The sequence below is a fragment of the Pseudomonas sp. PA-1-6B genome, assembly GCF_021609545.1.
In the GTDB taxonomy this organism is placed as follows: Bacteria; Pseudomonadota; Gammaproteobacteria; order Pseudomonadales; family Pseudomonadaceae; genus Aquipseudomonas; species Aquipseudomonas fluorescens_BV.
The window spans coordinates 73,652-95,473 of the sequence record NZ_WJZM01000012.1; the positions used below are offsets into that span (position 1 = coordinate 73,652).

General features: G+C 60.7%; 24 protein-coding genes. 14 read left to right on the top strand and 10 right to left on the bottom strand.

The window, feature by feature from the left end:
- The first annotated feature begins 59 nt into the window (after positions 1-59).
- Genes arsC through GIV35_RS08670 form a run of 3 tightly spaced genes read left to right on the top strand, consistent with a single transcriptional unit; the run spans position 60 to position 1,427 of the window.
- A complete protein-coding gene (gene arsC, locus GIV35_RS08660; protein WP_198716323.1) occupies positions 60-413 on the top strand; it encodes an arsenate reductase (glutaredoxin) in 354 nt (117 codons plus the stop codon).
- The gene (gene wrbA / locus GIV35_RS08665; protein WP_014718885.1) at positions 410-1,024 is read left to right on the top strand and encodes an NAD(P)H:quinone oxidoreductase; all 615 of its coding nucleotides are present in this window, start codon (positions 410-412) and stop codon (positions 1,022-1,024) included. Before arsC ends, wrbA begins: the two co-directional genes overlap by 4 nt.
- A complete protein-coding gene (locus GIV35_RS08670; protein ID WP_198716324.1) occupies positions 1,008-1,427 on the top strand; it encodes a DUF2069 domain-containing protein in 420 nt (139 codons plus the stop codon). Before wrbA ends, GIV35_RS08670 begins: the two co-directional genes overlap by 17 nt.
- A 94-nt stretch (positions 1,428-1,521) precedes the next feature.
- Here the strand turns inward: GIV35_RS08670 and GIV35_RS08675 are convergent, their stop codons facing one another.
- Positions 1,522-2,193, bottom strand: a complete 672-nt coding sequence (locus GIV35_RS08675; RefSeq protein WP_034127867.1) for a DNA-3-methyladenine glycosylase I — start codon at positions 2,191-2,193, stop codon at positions 1,522-1,524.
- Positions 2,194-2,260: 67 nt separating this feature from the next.
- On the bottom strand, positions 2,261-3,085 hold the full coding sequence (ttcA, locus tag GIV35_RS08680) for a tRNA 2-thiocytidine(32) synthetase TtcA (RefSeq protein WP_014718888.1): 825 nt from the start codon (positions 3,083-3,085) through the stop codon (positions 2,261-2,263).
- A 281-nt stretch (positions 3,086-3,366) separates the two neighbouring features.
- Between ttcA and GIV35_RS08685 the strand changes: the two genes are divergently transcribed.
- Entirely contained in the window at positions 3,367-3,969 is a 603-nt protein-coding gene (locus tag GIV35_RS08685; protein WP_236265804.1) for a Yip1 family protein, read from the top strand.
- Positions 3,970-4,097: 128 nt separating this feature from the next.
- A complete protein-coding gene (locus GIV35_RS08690; protein WP_003192067.1) occupies positions 4,098-4,592 on the top strand; it encodes a SprT family zinc-dependent metalloprotease in 495 nt (164 codons plus the stop codon).
- Between the two features lie 93 nt (positions 4,593-4,685).
- Here GIV35_RS08690 and GIV35_RS08695 read toward each other — a convergent pair whose 3' ends face one another.
- A complete protein-coding gene (locus GIV35_RS08695) occupies positions 4,686-5,861 on the bottom strand; it encodes a CaiB/BaiF CoA transferase family protein (RefSeq protein WP_236265840.1) in 1,176 nt (391 codons plus the stop codon).
- 157 nt (positions 5,862-6,018) lie between these two features.
- Here GIV35_RS08695 and tusD point away from each other — a divergent pair, with 157 nt between their 5' ends.
- The 6 genes from tusD to GIV35_RS08725 all read left to right on the top strand — a co-directional run bounded on the left by tusD (position 6,019) and on the right by GIV35_RS08725 (position 9,455).
- The gene (gene tusD, locus GIV35_RS08700; RefSeq protein WP_236265839.1) at positions 6,019-6,411 is read left to right on the top strand and encodes a sulfurtransferase complex subunit TusD; all 393 of its coding nucleotides are present in this window, start codon (positions 6,019-6,021) and stop codon (positions 6,409-6,411) included.
- Between the two features lies 1 nt (position 6,412).
- Entirely contained in the window at positions 6,413-6,763 is a 351-nt protein-coding gene (gene tusC / locus GIV35_RS08705; RefSeq protein ID WP_105227154.1) for a sulfurtransferase complex subunit TusC, read from the top strand.
- Positions 6,763-7,041, top strand: coding sequence for a sulfurtransferase complex subunit TusB (tusB, locus tag GIV35_RS08710; protein ID WP_054898293.1), 279 nt, complete (start codon positions 6,763-6,765; stop codon positions 7,039-7,041). Before tusC ends, tusB begins: the two co-directional genes overlap by 1 nt.
- Positions 7,038-7,373, top strand: a complete 336-nt coding sequence (locus GIV35_RS08715; RefSeq protein WP_014718893.1) for a TusE/DsrC/DsvC family sulfur relay protein — start codon at positions 7,038-7,040, stop codon at positions 7,371-7,373. Before tusB ends, GIV35_RS08715 begins: the two co-directional genes overlap by 4 nt.
- Positions 7,370-8,371, top strand: a complete 1,002-nt coding sequence (locus GIV35_RS08720) for a glycosyl transferase family protein (protein WP_236265838.1) — start codon at positions 7,370-7,372, stop codon at positions 8,369-8,371. Before GIV35_RS08715 ends, GIV35_RS08720 begins: the two co-directional genes overlap by 4 nt.
- 88 nt (positions 8,372-8,459) lie before the next feature.
- Positions 8,460-9,455, top strand: coding sequence for a glutathione S-transferase family protein (locus tag GIV35_RS08725; RefSeq protein ID WP_236265837.1), 996 nt, complete (start codon positions 8,460-8,462; stop codon positions 9,453-9,455).
- Between the two features lie 110 nt (positions 9,456-9,565).
- On the opposite strand, the gene cysG is transcribed toward GIV35_RS08725, so the two are convergent.
- From cysG to ftsK, 6 genes are read right to left on the bottom strand one after another with little or no spacing between them, the layout of a single operon-like run.
- Entirely contained in the window at positions 9,566-10,960 is a 1,395-nt protein-coding gene (gene cysG, locus GIV35_RS08730) for a siroheme synthase CysG (RefSeq protein WP_054898296.1), read from the bottom strand.
- Positions 10,961-12,241, bottom strand: a complete 1,281-nt coding sequence (gene serS, locus GIV35_RS08735; RefSeq protein ID WP_032896683.1) for a serine--tRNA ligase — start codon at positions 12,239-12,241, stop codon at positions 10,961-10,963.
- A gap of 15 nt (positions 12,242-12,256) precedes the next feature.
- Positions 12,257-12,631 carry a fluoride efflux transporter CrcB gene (gene crcB, locus GIV35_RS08740; RefSeq protein ID WP_236264899.1) on the bottom strand — a complete coding sequence of 125 codons (375 nt, stop codon included), beginning with the start codon at positions 12,629-12,631 and terminating at the stop codon, positions 12,257-12,259.
- A complete protein-coding gene (locus GIV35_RS08745; RefSeq protein ID WP_105227158.1) occupies positions 12,628-13,953 on the bottom strand; it encodes a replication-associated recombination protein A in 1,326 nt (441 codons plus the stop codon). Before GIV35_RS08745 ends, crcB begins: the two co-directional genes overlap by 4 nt.
- 27 nt (positions 13,954-13,980) lie before the next feature.
- Entirely contained in the window at positions 13,981-14,604 is a 624-nt protein-coding gene (lolA, locus tag GIV35_RS08750) for an outer membrane lipoprotein chaperone LolA (protein ID WP_003174700.1), read from the bottom strand.
- A gap of 54 nt (positions 14,605-14,658) precedes the next feature.
- The gene (gene ftsK, locus GIV35_RS08755; RefSeq protein WP_032896677.1) at positions 14,659-17,067 is read right to left on the bottom strand and encodes a DNA translocase FtsK; all 2,409 of its coding nucleotides are present in this window, start codon (positions 17,065-17,067) and stop codon (positions 14,659-14,661) included.
- A 476-nt stretch (positions 17,068-17,543) separates the two neighbouring features.
- Here ftsK and aat point away from each other — a divergent pair, with 476 nt between their 5' ends.
- The 3 genes from aat to infA all read left to right on the top strand — a co-directional run bounded on the left by aat (position 17,544) and on the right by infA (position 19,307).
- Positions 17,544-18,224, top strand: coding sequence for a leucyl/phenylalanyl-tRNA--protein transferase (gene aat / locus GIV35_RS08760; protein WP_034127879.1), 681 nt, complete (start codon positions 17,544-17,546; stop codon positions 18,222-18,224).
- A 56-nt stretch (positions 18,225-18,280) separates the two neighbouring features.
- Positions 18,281-18,988, top strand: a complete 708-nt coding sequence (locus tag GIV35_RS08765; protein WP_236264901.1) for an arginyltransferase — start codon at positions 18,281-18,283, stop codon at positions 18,986-18,988.
- A 100-nt stretch (positions 18,989-19,088) separates the two neighbouring features.
- Positions 19,089-19,307, top strand: a complete 219-nt coding sequence (gene infA / locus GIV35_RS08770) for a translation initiation factor IF-1 (RefSeq protein ID WP_002553999.1) — start codon at positions 19,089-19,091, stop codon at positions 19,305-19,307.
- Between the two features lie 244 nt (positions 19,308-19,551).
- On the opposite strand, the gene clpA is transcribed toward infA, so the two are convergent.
- Positions 19,552-21,822, bottom strand: coding sequence for an ATP-dependent Clp protease ATP-binding subunit ClpA (gene clpA, locus GIV35_RS08775; RefSeq protein ID WP_003192090.1), 2,271 nt, complete (start codon positions 21,820-21,822; stop codon positions 19,552-19,554).

A 21,822-nucleotide genomic window follows, 5' to 3' on the forward strand; every position in this document is an offset into this window, starting at 1 on the left:
AAGGACAGGCGCCAGCGCAGGTAGAATACCTGCCACCTTACGCAAGATGCGACCCGCACATGACCGATCTGACGCTTTATCACAACCCGCGCTGCTCGAAATCCCGCGGTGCGCTGGAACTGCTGGAAGCCCGCGGCCTCAACCCGACCGTCGTGCGCTACCTGGAAACCCCGCTGGATGCCGCGCAAATCGAGGCCCTGCTGAAAAAACTGGGGATCAGCGCACGCCAACTGCTGCGCACCGGCGAAGACGAATACAAAACCCTGAACCTGGCCGACGCCAGCCTCAGCGACACCCAACTGATCGCCGCCATCGCCGCCCATCCCAAGCTGATGGAACGCCCGATCCTGGAAACCGCCGACAAAGCCATCATTGGCCGCCCACCCGAGAACGTGCTGGAGATCCTGCCGTGACTACGCCCTATGTGCTGGTGTTGTATTACAGCCGTAACGGCTCGGTGAGCGAGATGGCCCGGCAGATTGCCCGCGGTATCGAGCAAGGCGGCATGGAAGCGCGGTTGCGCACCGTGCCGGCGATTTCCACCGAGTGCGAAGCGGTGGCGCCGAGCATTCCCGACGAAGGCGCGCTGTATGCCAGCCTGGACGACCTGAAGCACTGCTCGGGCCTGGCCCTGGGCAGCCCGACCCGGTTCGGCAACATGGCCGCGCCGCTCAAGTACTTCCTCGATGGCACCAGCAACCTGTGGCTCACCGGCGCTCTGGTCGGCAAGCCGGCCGGCGTGTTCACCTCCACCGCCAGCCTGCATGGCGGCCAGGAAACCACGCTGATGTCGATGCTGCTGCCGCTGCTGCACCACGGCATGCTGATCACCGGCCTGCCCTACAGCGAGCAGGCGCTGCTCGACACCCAGGGCGGCGGTACGCCGTATGGCGCCAGCCACCATTCCGGGCCAGACGGCAAGCGTATGCTCGATCAACATGAAATCACCTTGTGCCGGGCCTTGGGCCTGCGCCTGGCCAAGACCGCCACGCTGTTGGAGAACGGCCGTGGCCAGGAAGCCTAAGGTCCTGCCGCCACGGGAGTGGCTGGAGCCGCGGGTCAAGGTGGCACGCGCGCTGAGCCTGCTGGCGTTTTTGGGCCTGGTGGGCTTGTTGTGCGCGTACTACCTGTTTGTCGCCGACCTGCATGGGGCGCGCCCGTGGGTCATCCTGCTGATCGAACTGGTGCCGCTGCTGATACTTGCGCCAGGCATGCTGATGGGCAGCGCACGCGGGCATTCGTGGATGTGCTTTGCGGTGAACCTGTATTTCATCAAGGGCGCGCTGGCGGCGTATGACCCGAACCGCCAGTGGTTTGGTGTGCTGGAGATGCTGGCGAGTCTGGCGGTGTTTTGCACGGCGTTGCTGTATGTGCGTTGGCGGCATCAGTTGAACCGGCGACTGGCTGCTGATTTAAACCAGACCTGAAGCCCGCTATCGCAGGCAAGCCAGCTCCCACATTTGATAAGCGGCGCGGTCTAAAGGTGGGAGCTGGCTCACCTGCGATGGCATCACCGCGGTCTCAATGATTCACCGTGTAGGCCAACATCATCGACAGCTGACACATCGGCCGCCCACTCTCGGCATGCCACTGGTTGAAGGCACCCTGCACCGTCGCCAAATCGCGCAGGCTGGTCGGGGCCTTGTCGACGATCTTCTGCGCATTCAACGCTGCCACCACGTCATCGCTCGGTACAAAGGTGTCCTTGCCGACCATCCGCAGGAAGCGCGGCGCCGACAGGCCGCCCAACTGGTGGCCGTGCTTGCTCAGGTACTTCCAGAGCCCGACGATATCGGTCACCGGCCAATCAGCGATAAACGCGCCGAAGCTGCCTTTCTCCTGCTCGATATCCAGGATCATCTGCGCGTTGCGCGGCACACTCTTGAGCTTGCCCAGGTGGCGGATGATGCGGGTGTCCTGCATCAGTCGTTCCAGGTGCTCGGCACCCATCAGCACGACTTTTTCCGGGTCGAAGCCAAAGAACACCTGCTCGAACGCCGGCCATTTGGCATCGACCACGCTGTGCTTCAAACCGGCGCGGAATACTCGCAGCGCCAAGGTCGACAGGTAACGGTCATCCGTTATCTTGCGCAATTGCGCCGGGGTCTTGGGCACCGGCAGATGGGCTTCCAGCTTGGCCGCCGAACCGAAGCGGTTCAGACAATATTCGTGCAGCCACTTGTAATCGCGCATGCCCTCTCCTGTCAGTCGAATTGAAAACGGCGCCCGCAAGCGCCGTGTACTAGAGCCTCGGGAAGACTCAGAGGTTCACTACATTGACGAAACGCGATGCGGCGGTCTCATCGATTTTCAAGCTGGTGAAGTCGAACAGGTTGCGGTCGGCCAATTGCGACGGGATCACGTTTTGCAGGCTGCGGAAGATACTTTCGGTACGCCCAGGGGTCTTGCGCTCCCAGTCCACCAGCATCTCCTTGACCACCTGGCGCTGCAGGTTTTCCTGGGAGCCGCACAGGTTGCACGGGATGATAGGGAATTGCTTGAAGTCGGAATAAGCCTGGATGTCCTTCTCGTTGCAATACGCCAGCGGGCGGATCACTACGTTGCGCCCATCATCGGCACGCAGCTTGGGCGGCATGGCCTTGAGCGAGCCGTTGAAGAACATATTGAGGAAGAAGGTTTCGACGATGTCATCGCGGTGATGACCCAGGGCCATCTTGGTCGCGCCGATCTCATCGGCAAAGGTATAGAGCGTGCCACGGCGCAGGCGCGAGCACAGCGAGCAGGTAGTCTTGCCTTCCGGGATCAATTCCTTGACCACCGAGTAGGTGTCTTTCTCGACGATGTGGTACTCGACGCCCAGTTCTTTCAGATAGGCCGGCAGCACATGCTCAGGGAAACCGGGTTGCTTCTGGTCCATGTTGACCGCCACGATCTCGAACTTGATTGGCGCGACCTTTTGCAGGTGCAGCAACACGTCGAGCATGGTGTAGCTGTCTTTGCCGCCGGAGAGGCAGACCATGACCTTGTCGCCGTCCTCGATCATGTTGAAATCGGCGACCGCTTCACCGGCCAGGCGACGCAGGCGTTTTTGCAGTTTGTTCTGGTTGACTGTAAGAGTGCCCATGGCGCTTGGATCCGCAAAGGTGTGTGACGAAAAGCGCAGCATTTTACCGGCAAGACTGGCGCAGATCCAATGTGGGAGTTGGATGGCATGAGTCCAGACAGACCACACCGCGATTAGCACCCCTGTTTACAGCGCAATTTGCTCTAAAGGCCCTACGGTTATTCCGGTCATCCCTTTCTATACTGCAACTTGAGGTCGCACATCTATCCAGACCTTTCAGGCCATATGGCCCGTGGGCGCTCCGATGGGGGGCGATGGTAATAACGACAGGAGTGACTGGCATGATCCATCACGTCGTGGGGCTGTTTACCCATCCCGACCAGGAATGGCGGGAAATTCGTGGCGATAAAGAAGAAAGCATCAGCCACATGTACCTCACTCATACCCTGATTCTCGCGGCGATCCCCGCCATTTCCGCCTTTATTGGCACCACTCAAGTCGGCTGGGTCATCGGCAACCGTGCCCCGGTGATGCTGACCCAGGAAAGCGCGCTGTGGATGACTCTCATGTCCTACGCGGCCATGCTGTGCGGCGTGGCGGTGATGGGCGCGTTCATTCACTGGATGGCCCGCACCTACGACGCCAGCCCAAGCAGGGCCCGCTGCGTGGCGTTTGCCACTTATACCGCCACACCCTTGTTTATCGGCGGGCTGGCGGCGCTCTACCCGCATATGTGGCTGGGCATGGTCGTGGGCACGGCGGCGATCTGCTACACGGTGTACCTGCTGTATGTGGGGCTGCCGACCTTCATGAGTATCGACCCGGATGAAGGTTTCCTTTTTTCCAGCTCGGTATTGGCCGTCGGCCTGGTGGTGCTGGTAGCGATCATGGCCTTTACCGTGATCGTCTGGGGCCTGGGCGTCGGGCCGATCTACACCAGTTGAACGAAAAACCCCGCAGGCAAGGCCACCGCAAGGTGGCTTTGTGCGTTATGCATGACCATTCGGCGCCTGACAGATTCGGAAACACCCAGCTTTGCGGCATACTGGGCGTCTCTGGAGATATGTACAGCATGCCCGAGCAACTCAATACCCGCGTCGAAGATTGTTTCCTGCAAGCCGAATCCTTTTTCAAACGAAGCTTCAAACGCCCCCAGGTCAGCCTCAAGCTGCGGGGCCAGAAAGCCGGTGTCGCGCATTTGCACGAGAACCTGCTGCGCTTCAACCCTCAGTTGTACCGTGAAAACAGCCAACACTTTCTCAAGCAAACCGTGGCCCACGAAGTGGCGCACCTGATTGCCCACCAGTTGTTTGGCGAGCGTATCCAGCCCCATGGCGAGGAATGGCAGTTGATCATGCGCGGGGTTTACGAACTGCCGCCCGACCGTTGCCATACCTACGAGGTCAAGCGCCGACAGGTGACTCGTTATATCTACCGCTGCCCGTGTGCGGACAGTGATTTTCCGTTTTCACCGCAGCGCCATGGGTTGGTGAATCAGGGGCGGCGATATTTGTGTCGGCGGTGTCGGCAGACGCTGGTGTTCACTGGGGAAACTCGGGTGGAATGAGGGCCTCTTCGCAGGCCAGCCAGCTCCCACATCTGGATCTGTGAACGCAATCAAAATGTGGGAGCTGGCTTGCCTGCGAAAGCGTCGGCTCAGTCAACCTACAACCTTGGCCTGCCGCAATTGCTCTATCCGCTCAATACCGAACCCCAACTCCGCCAGCACCTCATCACTGTGCGCCCCCACCGCCACTCCAATATGCCTGGGCGCCGGCAACCCCTCGGAGAATTTCAGCGGGCAGGCCAATTGCGCTTGTGTCGAGCCATCACCCCGGGGCACCTGGCTGACCAGCTCCCGCGCCTTCAACTGGGGATGCTCCACCGCTTCGCTCAAACTCAATACCGGCTCAACACAGGCATCCACCCCGACAAACAACTCACACAACTGGTCAAAACTGCGCTTCTCGAACTCCACCTGCAACGCCTGCTTGAGCACGCCTTGCCGCTCGGGCGTCACGCTGTGCGCCGCCAGTTCCGGGCGCCCCAAGGCCGCGCACAACTGCTGCATAAACCCCGGCTCCAAACTGCCCACCGACATCCAGCGCCCATCGCGTGTGCGGTAGTAGTCATAGAAACTCCCGCCATTGAGCACATGGTTCTCCCACCCAGGCTCGACCCCGCAAGCCAGGTAACCGGCCCCAGCCATGGCGTTCAGGCTGAACGAGCAGTCGGTCATGCTTACATCCAGGTATTGCCCCACCCCGCTTTGCTGTCTGGCAATCACCGCCGCCAGCAAGCCCACCACGGCATGCAGCGAACCGCCCGCCACATCCGCCAGTTGTACGCCCAGGGGTAACGGCCCGGTGTCCTGGCGCCCGGTATGGCTGGCGACGCCGGCCAATGCCAGGTAGTTAATATCGTGCCCGGCGCGGTCCTTATAGGGGCCGGTCTGGCCGTAGCCGGTGATCGACACATAGATCAGCCGCGGGTTGATCGCCTTCAGCGCCTCATAGCCCAGGCCCAAGCGCTCCATGACACCGGGGCGGAACTGCTCGAGCAGGATGTCATGGCCCTTGACCAACTCACGCACAATCTCCAGCGCCTCGGCCTGCTTGAGGTCCAGGGCCAAACTGCGCTTGTTGCGATTGAGGTAGGCGTGGCTGGCCGAGGTGCCACGATCATGGGGCGGCAACACACGCAACAGGTCCGTCCGCGTGTGCGATTCGATACGCAGCACCTCGGCGCCCATGTCCGCCAGCATCAGGGAGGCAAACGGGCCGGGCAGCAAGGTGGAAAAATCCAACACTTTAAGGGACGCCAAGGGACCTGACATGGGGACTCCAGTTGGGTTGCGAATACTCACAGACTAGGCAGACGGGCGCCTGCCGGCAATCGTCAGAACGATCAACCACAGTGACCGTTTTGATCACGGCGGGCTTTTTCGCGGCGGCGGCTTTATCATTGGCCGACGTTTGTTGGCAGAGTCTTCCATGAAGTTCGCGATTGCACTGTATAGCGCCGCCCACGCGCCCTCCTCGCGCCGCGCCCTGTTGTTCGCACAGGCGGCGCTGGCCGGCGGGCATGAGATCGTGCGGCTGTTTTTCTACCAGAACGGCGTGTACAGCGCGTCCAATAACATCGTCGCCCCCCAGGATGAGCAAGACATTGCGCGCCAATGGCGCGAGTTTGTCAGCCAGCACCAGCTCGACGGCGTGGTGTGCATCGCCGCCGCGCTGCGCCGGGGTGTGCTTAATGCCGAGGAAGCTGCGCGTTACCAACGCAGCGCGATCAACCTGGAAGCACCCTGGGCGTTGTCGGGCCTGGGTCAATTGCATGACGCGATCCAGGACGCCGACCGCCTGATCTGTTTTGGAGGGCCGTGACATGTCCAGATCCTTGTTGGTGATCAGCCGCCAGGCCCCGTGGTCCGGGCCGAGTGCGCGGGAAGCACTGGATATCGTGCTGGCCGGCGGCGCGTTCGATCTGCCCATTGGCCTGTTGTTCCTGGATGACGGTGTGTTCCAACTGGCGCCGAACCAAGCCGCCAAGGCCGTGCAACAGAAAGACCTGAGTGCCAACCTGCAGGCCCTGGGCCTGTTCGGCATTGATGACGTGTTCGCGTGCAGCCATAGCCTGTCCGCACGCGGGCTGCCGCCGCCCGCCCACGCGCAGGCGCTCGACAGCCAAGCCATTTCCCAGCTGATTGACCGTTACGACCAGGTGATTACCCTCTGATGTCGACTCTACATGTGGTGTCTCATTCCCCGTTTACTGACAGCCGCCTCGACAGCTGCCTGCGCATCTGTGGCGCCGAGGACGCAATCCTCTTGTGTGGTGACGGAGCCTACGGCCTGCACACGCCCGCCCTGCAAACCAAAGGCGTAAAGGTGTTTGTGCTGGCCGAAGACATGCAGGCACGCAACCTGCCGCTGCCCGACTGGGCTGACAGCGTCGATTACCCAGGCTTCGTGCAACTGTCGATCGACTACGACAAGGTCAACACCTGGCTATGAACACCTTGACCGTCGGCGCACGCACCCTGGAACTCGATAAGGACGGCTACCTCGTCGACCTCAACGACTGGTCCGATGAAGTGGCGAATGCCCTGGCCGCTGCCGAAGCCTTGGAGCTGACCCCGGCACACTGGGAAATCCTCACCCTGCTGCGCCAGTTCTACACCGAGTTCCAGCTGTCCCCCGCCACGCGCCCGCTGATCAAGTACACCGCCTTGAAGCTGGGCCCGGAAAAGGGCAACAGCCTGCACCTCAACAAACTGTTCAACGGCACTCCCGCCAAACTCGCCGCCAAGCTGGCGGGCCTGCCCAGGCCGACGAATTGCTTATGACCGACTTTGCCCCCCTGACTCTCGTAACACCCCAAGAGCACCCCTTTGCGCAGTTCGTGCGCATCCTCGGCAAAGGCAAGCGTGGCGCGCGCAACCTCACCCGCGAGGAAGCGCGGGAAGCCATGGGCATGCTGCTCGACGAAAAGGTCGAGGACACCCAGCTCGGCGCCTTCCTGATGCTGCTGCGCCACAAGGAAGAAAGCCCGGAAGAACTCGCGGGCTTCACCGAAGCCGTACGTGAGCGCCTGCACGCGCCAGCGCTGAACGTCGATATCGACTGGCCGACCTATGCCGGTAAAAAGCGCCACCTGCCGTGGTTCCTGCTGGCAGCCAAATGCCTGGCACAGAACGGCGTGCGCATCCTGATGCACGGCGGCGGCGCCCACACTGCGGGGCGCTTGTACACCGAGCAATTGCTGGACGGCTTGCAGATCCCGCTGTGCCGCGACTGGCAACAGGTCGAGAGCGCCTTTGCCCACGGCGACCTGGCATTTATCCCATTGGGTGATTGGGCGCCACAGCTGCAACGCATGATCGATCTGCGCAACACCTTGGGCCTGCGTTCGCCTATCCATTCGCTGGCGCGCCTGCTCAACCCGCTGAATGCGCGCTGTGGCCTGCAAAGCATTTTCCACCCCGGTTACCAGGGCGTGCATCGTGATGCCAGTGGCTTGCTGGGTGACAACGTGATTGTGGTCAAGGGCGACGGCGGCGAGATCGAAATCAACCCCGATACCGTCAGTCATCTGTATGGCACCACTGGCGCCCAGAGCTGGGACGAAGAGTGGCCCGCCCTTTCCGTCCAGCGCCACGTCAAGCCAGCAACGCTTGAGCCCGAGCACCTCAAAGCGCTGTGGCGCGGCGACGTTGAGGACAGCTACCCGCAACTGGCGTTGATCGCCACCATGGCGTTGGCCCTGCGCGGCCTTGGTCACCCGCGACAACAGGCGTTCGAGTTGGCCCAGCAGTACTGGGACGTACGGGATAAATCGATTTAATCGATCATTCACGCCGGTTCTTTGCGCTTTTAGTTCGAACTCATCCCTTTAGACTGGGCTCCAACGCTTATCAGCCAAGGAGCCAGTCATGGGTTTATTGATCGAAGGACAGTGGAAAGACCAGTGGTACGAAAGTAGCGCCGATGGCGCTTTCCAACGGGAACAGGCACAACGCCGCAACTGGGTGACCGCCGATGGCGCGCCAGGCCCGAGTGGTGAAGGCGGCTTCAAGGCCGAGGCCGGTCGCTATCACCTCTATGTATCCCTCGCCTGCCCGTGGGCGCACCGCACCTTGATCCTGCGCAAGCTCAAGGGCCTGGAAAGCCTGATCGACGTCTCGGTGGTCAGTTGGCTGATGCTGGAAAACGGCTGGACCTTCGACAAGGCCCACGGCTCCAGCGGCGACAAACTGGACGGTTTCAACTTCATGCACCAACGCTACACCGCCGATACCGCCGACTATACCGGGCGCGTGACCGTACCGGTGCTGTGGGACAAAAAGCTCAAGCGCATGGTCAGCAATGAGTCGGCGGAGATCATCCGCATGTTCAACAGTGCGTTCAATGCGCTGACCGGCAATACCCTGGATTTCTACCCCCAAGCCCTGCATTCGACCATCGACAGCCTCAACGAACGCATCTACCCCGCTGTGAACAACGGTGTGTACCGCGCAGGTTTCGCGACCTCACAACAGGCGTATGAAAGTGCGTTTGATGATGTGTTTGCCGAGCTGGATCATTTGGAACAGCACCTGAGCAGCCATCGCTATCTGGCCGGCGAGTACCTGACCGAAGCCGATGTGCGGCTGTTCACCACGCTGATTCGTTTTGATGCGGTGTACTACAGCCACTTCAAATGCAACCTGCGGCGAATTGCCGATTATGCGAACTTGTCAAACTGGCTGCGGGAGATGTATCAGTGGCCAGGCGTGGCCGAGACGGTGGATTTCGAGCATATCAAGGGGCATTACTATGCCAGCCATCGCACGATCAACCCGACGGGGATTGTGCCGAAGGGGCCGTTGCAGGGGTTTGATACGGAGCATGATCGGGTGCGGCTGCCGGGTAAAGGTGTCTTTGGCTGATAACTCTTGTGGCGAGGGAGCTTGCTCCCGCTGGGCTGCGTAGCGGCCCCAAAATCTTGGGAGCGCTTCGCACTCCAACGGGAGCAAGCTCCCTCGCCACAGGAGCCGGTTCAGACTTGGGACTGAGCGCCCTCGAACCACTTGAGCTTCTCACGCAACACCACCACCTCACCCACGATCACCAATGTCGGCGCATGCACTTCATGCTCCGCCACCATGCGCGGCAGGTCGGCCAGGGTGCCGGTGAACACGCGCTGGTTGGACGTGGTGCCCTGCTGGATCAGCGCCGCTGGGGTATCCGACGCGCGCCCGTGCTTGATCAACTGCTCGCAAATGATCGGCAAGCCAATCAAGCCCATGTAGAACACCAGGGTCTGTGAGGGGCCGACCAGGTCTTGCCAAGGCAAGTCCGAGGTACCGTTCTTCAAGTGCCCGGTAATAAACCGTACCGACTGGGCATAGTCGCGGTGAGTCAGCGGAATCCCGGCATAAGCCGCACAACCACTGGCTGCCGTAATACCCGGCACCACCTGGAACGGGATGCCGTGGGCCGCCAACTCTTCGATCTCTTCGCCACCACGACCAAAGATGAACGGGTCCCCCCCCTTGAGGCGCAGCACGCGCTTGCCTTGCTTGGCCAGGTCTACCAGTTGCTGGTTGATCTGATCCTGGGGCACCGCGTGATCGGCGCGACGCTTGCCGACGTACACGCGCTCGGCATCACGACGGCACAGTTCCAAAATCGCCGGCGCAACCAAACGGTCGTACAGCACCACGTCGGCTTGCTGCATCAGGCGCAATGCGCGAAAGGTCAGCAAATCCGGGTCGCCTGGGCCCGCACCTACCAGGTAAACCTCACCGGGCGCGTAAGGCGGTGCGCCGTTGACCTTTTCGATCAACAGGCGCTCGGCCTCCTCGCCCTGCCCGGCCAACTGGCGGTCGGCAATCGGGCCCTGGAACACTTCTTCCCAGAACGCCCGGCGTTGCTGCACATCCGGGTACAAACCTTTGACCTGAGCCCGAAAACGCGCGGCCAGCCCAGCCAATTGACCGTAGGTCGAGGGAATCCAGGTTTCCAGCTTGGCGCGGATCAGCCGTGCCAGTACCGGCGCATCACCGCCGCTGGAGACGGCAATCACCAAGGGTGAACGGTCGACAATCGCCGGGAAGATCACGCTGCACAACGCTGGCGCGTCCACCACATTGACCGGCACGCAGCGGCGCTTGGCATCACTGGATACTTGCGCATTCAGTGGCTCATCGTCGGTGGCCGCGATAATCAGGGTGCAACCGTCCAGGTCGGCCTCCTGATAACCGCGCAACATCAGTTCCCCGCCACTGCCCAGCACCAGCTCACGCAGCTGGCTTTCGATCTGGGGAGCAACCACCCGCAACACCGCGCCGGCGTCGGCCAGCAGCCGGGATTTGCGCAAGGCAATCTCCCCACCACCGACGACCAACACACGACTGCCGCGCAGGTTATGAAACAGCGGCAGAAATTCCATTTAGCGGATGACCTCAACGCCCGCCATGTAAGGCTTGAGCACCTCAGGTACACGGATCGAACCGTCCGCCTGCTGGTAGTTTTCCAGCACGGCCACCAGGGTACGGCCTACGGCCAGGCCCGAACCGTTGAGGGTGTGCACCAGCTCCGGCTTGCCGGTTTCCGGGTTGCGGAAACGCGCCTGCATGCGACGGGCCTGGAAGTCACCGCAGTTGGAGCACGACGAAATCTCGCGGTATTTGTCCTGGCTCGGCACCCACACTTCCAGGTCGTAGGTTTTCACGGCGCTGAAGCCCATGTCGCCCGTGCACAGGGCCAGTACGCGGTAAGGCAGCTCCAGCAACTGCAGCACACGCTCGGCGTTGGCAGTCAGGCCTTCCAGGGCTTCCATGGAGGTCGACGGCTCTACTACCTGGACCATTTCAACCTTGTCGAACTGATGCTGGCGGATCATGCCACGGGTGTCGCGACCCGACGCGCCGGCTTCGCTACGGAAGCACGGGCTGTGAGCAACCAGCTTCAACGGCAGTTGCTTGGCGTCGAGGATTTCGCCGGCGACGATATTGGTCAGCGACACTTCGGCCGTCGGGATCAGGTACAGGTCGGCTTCGCCGTCGCGGCTGATCTTGAACAGGTCTTCTTCGAATTTCGGCAGTTGGCTGGTGCCCATCAACGCCGGCGCCTGAACCAGGTACGGGGTGTAGGCTTCTTCGTAACCGTGTTCGCCGGTGTGCAGGTTGATCATGAACTGCGCCAGTGCACGGTGCATGCGCGCAATCGGGCCGCGCAGCAAGGCAAAGCGTGCGCCGGACATTTTTGCCGCGGTTTCAAAATCCAGGCCACCGGTCAATTCGCCCAGGGCGACGTGGTCCTTGATCTCGAAATCGAAGGCTTTCGGCGTGCCCCAGCGGCGCACTTCGACGTTGCCGTCTTCATCTTCGCCGACCGGCACAGATTCGTGGGGCAGGTTCGGAATGCCCAGCAGGATCGAATCCAATTGGGTCTGAATGCCTTCCAGCTCGATTTTGCCGTCGGACAGCTCAGTGCCCATGCGCTCGACATCCGCCATCAACGGCGCGATGTCTTCACCGCGCTGCTTGGCCTGGCCGATGGACTTGGAGCGCGCATTACGTTCAGCCTGCAGTGCTTCGGTGCGGGTCTGGACGGTCTTGCGCTGTTCTTCCAGCGCTTCGATGCGCGCAACATCCAAGGCAAAGCCACGGGATGCCAGGCGGTCCGCTACGTCCTGAAGGTTGCTACGTAACAGTTTGGAATCGAGCATGTCGGTCTCTCGTTATCAAAGTTTGGTCAAGGACAGGCCAGCCCAGGTGGCGAGCAGCCCGCCGAATACGCTGATGGCCGCATAGCCAATCGCCAGCGGCACTTGCCCGCTTTCCAGCAGGCGCACGGTATCCAGTGAAAAGGATGAAAAAGTCGTCAGGCCGCCAAGAAAGCCAACCATCAGGCCGGCACGTACCTCGACAGGCACTTCCGGGCGTAACAAAAACAGGCCGTATAACAAGCCGATCAACAGGCAGCCCACGATATTAACGGCGAGCGTCGCCGTATAGAAGTGTTTCGGCCAATTGGCGTTGATCCAATTGCCGGTGGCGAAGCGCAGCAGTGTACCGGCGATACCTCCCGCCGAGACGGCGACCACTAAAGGAATCATGTTTTTCTCCGCTGCCTGGGGCTCAGACGGTCAAGGGTGGCCAGGTGGTTGAGCTTCTCGCCGATCTTCAGTTCCAGGCCACGGGGCACTGGCTGGTAGAACGGCTGCGGCTCCAGCTCATCCGGGAAGTAGTCTTCGCCGGCCGCGTAGGCGTCCGGCTCATCGTGGGCATAACGGTATTCGTCGCCATACCCCAGCTGCTTCATCAGCTTGGTCGGCGCGTTGCGCAGGTGCAGCGGCACTTCGAGGGAACCATGCTCGGCGGCCGCACGCAGGGCCGACTTGAAGCCCATGTATACCGCGTTGCTTTTGGGCGCGCAGGCCAGGTAAGTGATGGCCTGGGCCACCGCCAGCTCGCCTTCCGGACTGCCGAGGCGCTCCTGCACCTCCCAGGCGGCCAGGCACAGGCTCAGGGCCCGCGGGTCGGCATTGCCGATGTCTTCGCTGGCCATGCGCACCACACGACGCGCCAGGTACAGCGGGTCGCAACCGCCATCGATCATGCGCGCAAACCAATACAGCGCGCCATCAGGGTTGGAACCGCGTACGGATTTGTGCAGCGCGGAAATCTGGTCGTAGAAGGCTTCGCCGCCCTTGTCGAAACGACGGCGTGTATCACCGAGCAAGCTTTGCAACAGGTCGACGCCAATCTCGCCGCCGTCTTCGGCCAGGTCGGAAGCATTCTCCAGCAGGTTGAGAAAGCGGCGCCCGTCACCATCGGCGGCGGTCAGCAAAATCTTGAAGCCTTCATCGCTGAGGCTCAGCTGGCGCTTGCCCAGCCCCTTGTCTTCGCTCAAGGCACGGTGCAGCAGCTTTTGCATCGCCGCTTCATCCAGGCTCTTGAGCACATAGACCCGCGCCCGTGACAACAAGGCGTTGTTCAATTCAAAGGAAGGGTTTTCGGTGGTGGCGCCGATAAAGATCAGCGTACCGTCCTCGACATAAGGCAGGAACGCATCCTGCTGCGACTTGTTGAAGCGATGCACTTCGTCGACGAACAGGATAGTGCGCTTGCCGTATTGCCCGGCCTGCTGCTTGGCGACTTCCACCGCCTGGCGGATCTCCTTGACCCCGGCGAGCACCGCCGAGACCGTTTCAAAGTGCGCGTCCGAGACTTTCGCCAACAACCGCGCCAAAGTGGTCTTGCCCACGCCCGGCGGGCCCCAGAAAATCATCGAATGCAGCGCACCCTGCTCCAGAGCTTCGCGCAAGGGCTTGCCCCGAGCGAGCAGGTGTTCCTGACCGACGTACTCATCCAGGTTGGTCGAACGCAAGCGCGCGGCCAACGGCTGGGCAATCGGGTCACTTCGAAACAGATCCATGGGCAGCGTTTGAAACCTCTGGGCAGTTTATTCCTGGATCACGTCGGCACCCTTGGGGATGTCGAACTTGAACTTGGACGCGGGCACCGGCTGGTTGGCCTTGACCCCGGAGAACAGGATATCGGTGCGCTGGCCGACGCTGTCGACCAAGCGCATGTTGTTGATCACGCCGTTGCCGAACGACAGGGACAGCGTGTCAAACAGCGTATCCTTGGATTTTGGCTTGAGGGTGAACTCGATGACGTTGCTGGTCTGCTTGGAGGTGATGTCGAAGCTGTCGTTGATTTTCGACACATCACCCGACAGCAGCAGTGCCGGGGTCTGGTTCAGGCGCGGATCGAGCTTCTTGATGGTCGCCTGTTCCAGGTCCGGGTCCCACAGCGTGACTTTCTGGCCGTCGGAAACGATGGTCTGCTCCGCCTTGCCTTCGGTATGCCAGTAGAACAGCCCTGGGCGCTGCACGGCCATTTCACCGGCTGTTTCCTGCAACTGGGTGCCGCCGGCATCCAGGGTCAGCTGGGAGAAGCGCGCGGTGAGGGTCTGGGATTTGTCCAACAGGTTCTTCAGGCTGGCGACGGAAGCCGGGTCAGCGTGAGCCGAAACAGCGGTCAAGGCCAGGGCTGGCAACAACAGCATGCGGATAAAGCGCATGGGAGTCCTCATTGAGTAGTCAGGGCACGCTGCGTGTTGCCACGCGGCGCGGAATCAGTCGCGCATCTGCCCGGGGGCGATGACTTCACGCGAGCCATTGGTGTTCATTGCGGTCACCACGCCGGCCATTTCCATGGCTTCGATCATGCGGGCGGCGCGGTTGTAGCCGATTTTAAGCTTGCGCTGCACCGCCGAAATCGAGGCACGGCGGCTTTCCAGTACGAAGGCCACGGCTTCGTCATACAAAGCGTCGGTCTCGGCATCGTCATCACCGCCACCGCCGCCATTTTCAAAGCCGCTGCCGGCTTCTTCGACGCCGTTGAGGATGTCGTCGTTGTACTCGGGCGCGCCGCGCAGTTTCCAGGCTTCGACCACACGGTGGACTTCGTCATCGGAAACAAAGGCGCCGTGAACGCGGATCGGCAGGCTGGTGCCCGGCGGCATGTAGAGCATGTCACCGTGGCCCAGCAGTTGCTCGGCGCCACCCTGGTCAATGATAGTGCGCGAGTCGATCTTGCTGGAGACCTGGAACGCCATGCGCGTCGGAATGTTGGCCTTGATCAGGCCGGTGATCACGTCCACCGACGGCCGCTGTGTCGCGAGGATCAAGTGGATACCCGCCGCCCGCGCCTTCTGGGCGATACGGGCGATCAGCTCCTCAACCTTCTTGCCGACGATCATCATCATGTCGGCAAATTCATCGACCACCACCACGATGGTCGGCAACTTGGTCAGCAGTGGTGCTTCATCGTGAATGCTTTCGCGCTTGTACAGCGGGTCGGTCAGCGGTGTGCCGGCGTCCTGGGCTTCCTTGACCTTGGCATTGAAGCCCGACAGGTTCCGCACGCCCATCTTCGCCATCAGCTTGTAGCGGCGCTCCATCTCGGCAACGCTCCAGCGCAGGGCGTTGGCGGCGTCCTTCATGTCGGTGACCACCGGGCACAGCAGGTGCGGGATGCCTTCGTAGATCGACAGTTCCAGCATCTTCGGGTCGATCATGATCAGCTTGGCGTCATCCGGCCCGGACTTGAACAGGATCGACAGGATCATGGCGTTCACACCCACCGATTTACCGGAACCGGTGGTACCGGCTACCAGCAGGTGCGGCATTTTCGCCAGGTCGGTAATCACCGGCTTGCCGCCGATGTCATGGCCGAGCGCCAGGGTGACCGGTGATTTGAAGTTGTCGTATTCCGGCGTCGACAGCACTTCGGAGAAGCGCACGATCTGGCGGTCTTCGTTGGGAATCTCGATACCCACGGTGGTCTTGCCCGGGATCACTTCCACCACACGCACGCTGGTCACGGCCAGGGAACGTGCCAAGTCTTTGGCCAGGTTGGAAATGCGGCTGACTTTTACCCCGGCGGCCGGTTGGATTTCGTAACGGGTAATCACCGGGCCCGGATGGATCGAGTCCACCGACACTTCGACGCCGAATTCCTTGAGCTTGATTTCCAGCAGGTGGCCGACGGCCGCCAGGGATTCGGGGGAATAGTTGAGTTGTTTCTTTTCGGCCGGGTCCAGAATCGAGATCGGCGGCAAGGTGCCTTCGACGGCGCTGTCGATGAACAGCGGTGCCTGCTTCTCTTTTTGCACGCGATGGCTCGGCTCCGGCGCCTTGGGCGGTGCCGGGGCGATCACGGGCGGCACCTGCTTTTCACGGTCCGACATGTGCTTGCTCAGGGCCTGCTCGCGCTCGATCAAGCGCTCCTTGACCTTGGCTTGCTCGCGCCGATCCGGCGTGCTTGGGGCCACCACCTCGTTGACACGGGTGTCGACCTCACGCAGCTGCGCAACCATTTGCTTGCGCTCGACACGGGCGGCCCACCAACGGTTGGCGGCGCCCTGGAACAATTCGAACAGGTCGAGGGTGATCTTGCCGGTCACGTCCATCACCTTGAACCATGACAGGTCGGTGAATACCGTGAGGCCGAACAGGAACAGCGCGATGAACATCAGGGTGCTGCCCTGGATATTCAGGGTCCTGCGCGCCAGGTCGCCAAGGCTTTCGCCCAGGGCCCCGCCCGCGCCCGCCGGCAGACCGGTCGGGGCATGGAAGTGAATATGCGCCAGCGCAGCGCCCGACAATACCAGGAACACCAGGCCGATCAGGCGCCAGGAGAACAGCCAGCCGCTCCACTGCCACGGCTCGTGACGCTGGCGGAAGATCTGCCAGGTCTTGATCGCCAGCAACAGCGGGAAAATGTAGGCAAAGTAACCCAGGATCATGAAGAGGATATCGGCGCTGTAGGAACCTACAGGGCCGCCGAAATTCTGCACGTCATCGATCTTGCTGTTATGGCTCCAGCCCGGATCGTCCTTGCCATAGGTCAGCAAGGCCATCATCAGGAACAGGCACAGCGCACCGATGGCAATCAGTGCGCCTTCCTTGAGTCGGTAATGCAGGTGCTGGCGCCAGGCCGGTACGACTGCTGCTTTAGGTGCTGCGGCGGATTTCTTCAAAACGGGTCTATTCCTGCGCCTTTAGCGCGTCCATCTGTTGAATGACTACACACGACTGTTCTATCCGGAACAGTTGAAAAATGAACGAATGTTGCTGAATCTACTTTTAACACCCGGTGACGGATAGGTGAAATGGCGATAACGCCACAATGGCCGCATTGTACGGGTTTGCGTGCGCGATGCCACACACTTGCCCTTCACCTGACTGCACGGACAATTTGAGCATGCATTGCCTTTGCTGACAAAGGCTTATGAGCTGTATTTAGCAATCCAGGCAAGCTTGGCAAATGGCCGGCATGCACCAGACCCGATTACGACCACACCCTGTGTACAGAGTTGCAGAAACACCCGTTCATGCTAATCCTCGTCAATCGCCTATTCGGGCTGGCTCCATGGCGCAGGGTCGTCAATAATCAACGCTTGCGGCGCAGGTGCATGACCTGCCACTCCCCTCCCCTTCCGTAAGCCTGGATGCCATGCTGACCTGGTTACAACGCGACACCCTGACGTTCCCTCCCTTGGCCAAGGCCATGCGCGAACCCAACGGCCTGCTCGCCGCCGGTGGCGACCTGTCGGCAGAACGACTGATCCAGGCCTATCGCCATGGCTGCTTCCCCTGGTTCTCCGAAGGCCAGCCTATCCTCTGGTGGTCACCCGACCCTCGCACAGTGATATTCCCCGACGAGCTGCATGTTTCCCGCAGCCTGGGCAAATTATTGCGCCAGCAGCGCTATACCGTGACCTTCGACCAGGATTTCGCCGCCGTCATCCAAGCCTGCGCAGCGCCCCGTGCCTACGCCGATGGCACCTGGATCACCGAAGGTATCCAGAAGGCTTATCTGGAGCTGCACCAGCGCGGCTACGCGCATTCCGTCGAGGTCTGGGACCAGGGCGAACTGGTGGGTGGCCTGTATGGCCTGGCGATGGGCCAGTTGTTTTTTGGCGAGTCCATGTTCAGCCGCGCCGACAACGCCTCCAAATTCGGTTTCGCCACATTGACCCGGCAACTGCAAGCCTGGGGATTTGTGCTGATCGATTGCCAGATGCCCAACGATCACTTGCACAGCCTGGGTGCCCGCGGCATACCCCGCAGCGTCTTCGCTGACTTCCTGCATAAACATCTGGACCAACCCAACGCTGGGCCGTGGGTTTCCTAGGCGACTTTCGCGCACGTGGCTTACACTTATTTCAAAGCTTATCCCGAGGGTTGATCATGACCGAGCTGGCGCGCTTGAAGTTCTATGCCACTCAAGCCCACTCATGCAGCTATCTGCCCGACGAGCAGGCCACCACGCTGTTCCTCGATCCCAGCCAGCCCATGGACGTGCATGTGTATGCCGACCTGTCCGAGATGGGCTTCCGGCGCAGCGGCGATCACCTGTATCGCCCCCATTGCCAGAACTGCAACGCGTGCGTGCCTGCGCGTATCCCGGTTGCGCAGTTTTCGCCCGACCGTAATCAGAAACGCATTCTAAAGCGCAACGCTGACCTGACAGTACAAGCCACCAAACCCCAATACAGCGAAGAATATTTCGATCTCTACCAACGCTATATCGAGCAGCGTCATGCCGACGGCGATATGTATCCGCCCAGCCGCGACCAGTTCTCCACATTCCTGGTGCGTGACTTGCCTTTTTCGCGTTTCTACGAGTTCCGCCTCGACGGCCGCCTGCTGGCCGTGGCGGTGACCGACCTACTGCCCAACGGCCTCTCGGCGGTGTACACCTTCTATGAACCGACCGAAGAACGCCGCAGCCTCGGGCGCTTCGCCATCCTCTGGCAAATAGGCGAAGCGCTGCGCCTGGAGCTGGACGCGGTGTACCTCGGATACTGGATCAAGAACTGCAAAAAGATGAACTACAAGACCCAATATCGGCCCATTGAACTGCTGATTAATCAAAGATGGGTCACGCTTAACTAGAACCCCTTGGCTTGAACACCCTTTTTCGGGCACAATGCACGCCGCTTTTGCCTGGCGCAGTTGCACCGGGCCATTCACTGGATACCGAGGGCTTTACTGCATGTCGAAAGAAGACAGCTTCGAAATGGAAGGCACTGTCGTCGACACCCTGCCCAACACCATGTTTCGTGTGGAGTTGGAAAATGGGCACGTCGTAACCGCGCATATCTCCGGCAAGATGCGCAAGAACTACATTCGTATTCTTACCGGTGACAAAGTGCGCGTCGAGCTGACGCCCTATGACTTGAGCAAAGGGCGCATCACTTACCGCGCTCGCTAAGCAAGTCAATACAAAACGCCCGGTTATGCCGGGCGTTTTTGTGCGCGCAGGATTTAACAGTCACCACTTGACTGCGTGGGAGCTGGCTTGCCTGCGATGGCGGCCCTTCAATAGCACATCTATATCTGACCCGCCGCTATCGCAGGCAAGCCAGCTCCCACAGTTGACCGTCATTGTCTCGTAACCGTATTTCAGACAGCAAAAAGGCGCCTTTCGGCGCCTCTTGCAATGTTGCAGCTAACGATCAGGCCATTTCAGCCGTGGTCTCGAACTCGAAGGTCAGCTCGCCGTCCTTCAGGTCGATGTGTACCACCCCACCATGGTCGGAGAGTTCGCCGAACAGGATCTCTTCGGCCAGCGGCCGCTTGATCTTGTCCTGGATCAGACGCGCCATTGGGCGTGCGCCCATTGCCGCATCGTAGCCGCCCTCTGCGATCCAACTGCGAGCCGCTTCCGTCACATCCAGCTGCACGCGCTTGTCTTCCAACTGCGCTTGAAGCTCGGTGAGGAACTTGTCCACCACGCTTTTGATGACCTCATGGCTGAGGCGACCAAACTGGATAATGGTGTCCAGGCGGTTGCGGAACTCCGGCGTGAAGCTCTTCTTGATGACTTCCATGGCATCGGAGGAGTGATCCTGATGCGTAAAGCCGATCGAAGCCCGCGCCGCTGTTTCGGCACCGGCGTTGGTGGTCATGATCACGATCACGTTGCGGAAGTCCGCCTTGCGCCCGTTGTTGTCGGTCAGGGTCCCGTGGTCCATGACCTGCAATAGCAGGTTGAAGACTTCCGGGTGAGCCTTTTCGATTTCATCGAGCAGCAATACGCAATGTGGCTGCTTGGTGATCGCCTCGGTCAACAGGCCGCCCTGGTCGAAGCCGACATAGCCCGGAGGCGCACCGATCAAGCGCGACACAGTGTGGCGCTCCATGTACTCGGACATGTCGAAACGGACCAGTTCGATGCCCATGGCCTTGGCCAGCTGGCGAGCCGCCTCGGTCTTGCCGACGCCAGTCGGGCCTGCAAACAGGAACGAACCGACTGGCTTGTCCGGCGACTTGAGGCCAGCACGCGACAACTTGATCGCCGTGGACAGCGAGTCGATGGCCGCATCCTGGCCAAACACAGTGAGCTTGAGGTCGCGCTCCAGGTTACGCAGCAACTCCTTGTCGGAACTGGTGACGTGTTTTGGCGGAATCCGCGCGATCTTGGCCACGATGTCCTCGACTTGAGGCACGTCGATGCGCTTCACGCGCTTCTCGACCGGCTGCAGGCGCTGGTAGGCACCCGCTTCGTCGATCACATCGATGGCCTTGTCAGGCATATGCCGGTCATTGATGTAGCGCGACGCCAGCTCAGCCGCCGCACGCAAGGCCTCATCGGTGTATTCGATGCCATGGTGCGCTTCAAAACGCCCCTTGAGCCCGCGCAGGATACCGATGGTGTCTTCAACCGACGGCTCGGACACGTCGACTTTCTGGAAGCGACGCGCCAGGGCACGGTCTTTTTCGAAGATGCCGCGGAATTCCTGGAACGTGGTCGAGCCAATGCAACGGATATCACCCGAGGACAGCAGTGGCTTGAGCAGGTTGGAAGCGTCCATCACCCCACCGGAAGCTGCACCGGCGCCAATGATGGTATGGATCTCGTCGATGAACAGGATGGCCTGTGGACGCTTTTTCAACTCACCGAGCAACGCCTTGAAGCGTTTCTCGAAATCGCCACGGTACTTGGTCCCGGCGAGCAACGCGCCCAGGTCAAGGGAATAGACGACACTGCTGGCCAGCAGGTCTGGCACCTGGTTGTCGACAATGCGCTTGGCCAGGCCTTCGGCAATCGCGGTCTTACCCACGCCCGCCTCGCCCACCAGCAACGGGTTGTTCTTGCGACGACGCGCAAGTATCTGCGCTACACGTTCAACCTCATGCTCACGCCCCACCAGCGGATCGATCCGCCCCTGGCGCGCCATTTCATTGAGGTTGCTGGCATAGGCATCCAGCGGATTGCTTGAAGAAGAAGACTCACCGCCCTCCTCGTCCTGCATATCCTGCTCACCCTCGGAATGATCGCCGTGCCCAGGCACTTTAGAGATACCGTGGGCGATGTAATTGACTACATCAATACGGGCAACGCTCTGCTGCTTGAGCAGGAACACGGCCTGGCTTTCCTGTTCGCTGAAAATTGCCACAAGCACATTCGCGCCCGTGACTTCACGCTTACCGGAGCTCTGTACGTGGAACACAGCACGCTGCAATACCCGCTGGAACCCCAGGGTTGGCTGGGTTTCGCGGTCCTCGTCATGCACGGGGATCAGTGGCGTGGTGGAGTCGATAAACTCCTGCAGGTCATGCTTGAGCTTGTCGAGGTTGGCGCCGCACGCACGTAGAACGGTGGCGGCAGCTTCGTTATCCAAAAGTGCCAGCAGCAGGTGTTCGACGGTCATGAATTCATGACGCTTCGAACGAGCCTCCTTGAAGGCAAGATTGAGGGTGACTTCGAGCTCGCGGTTTAACAT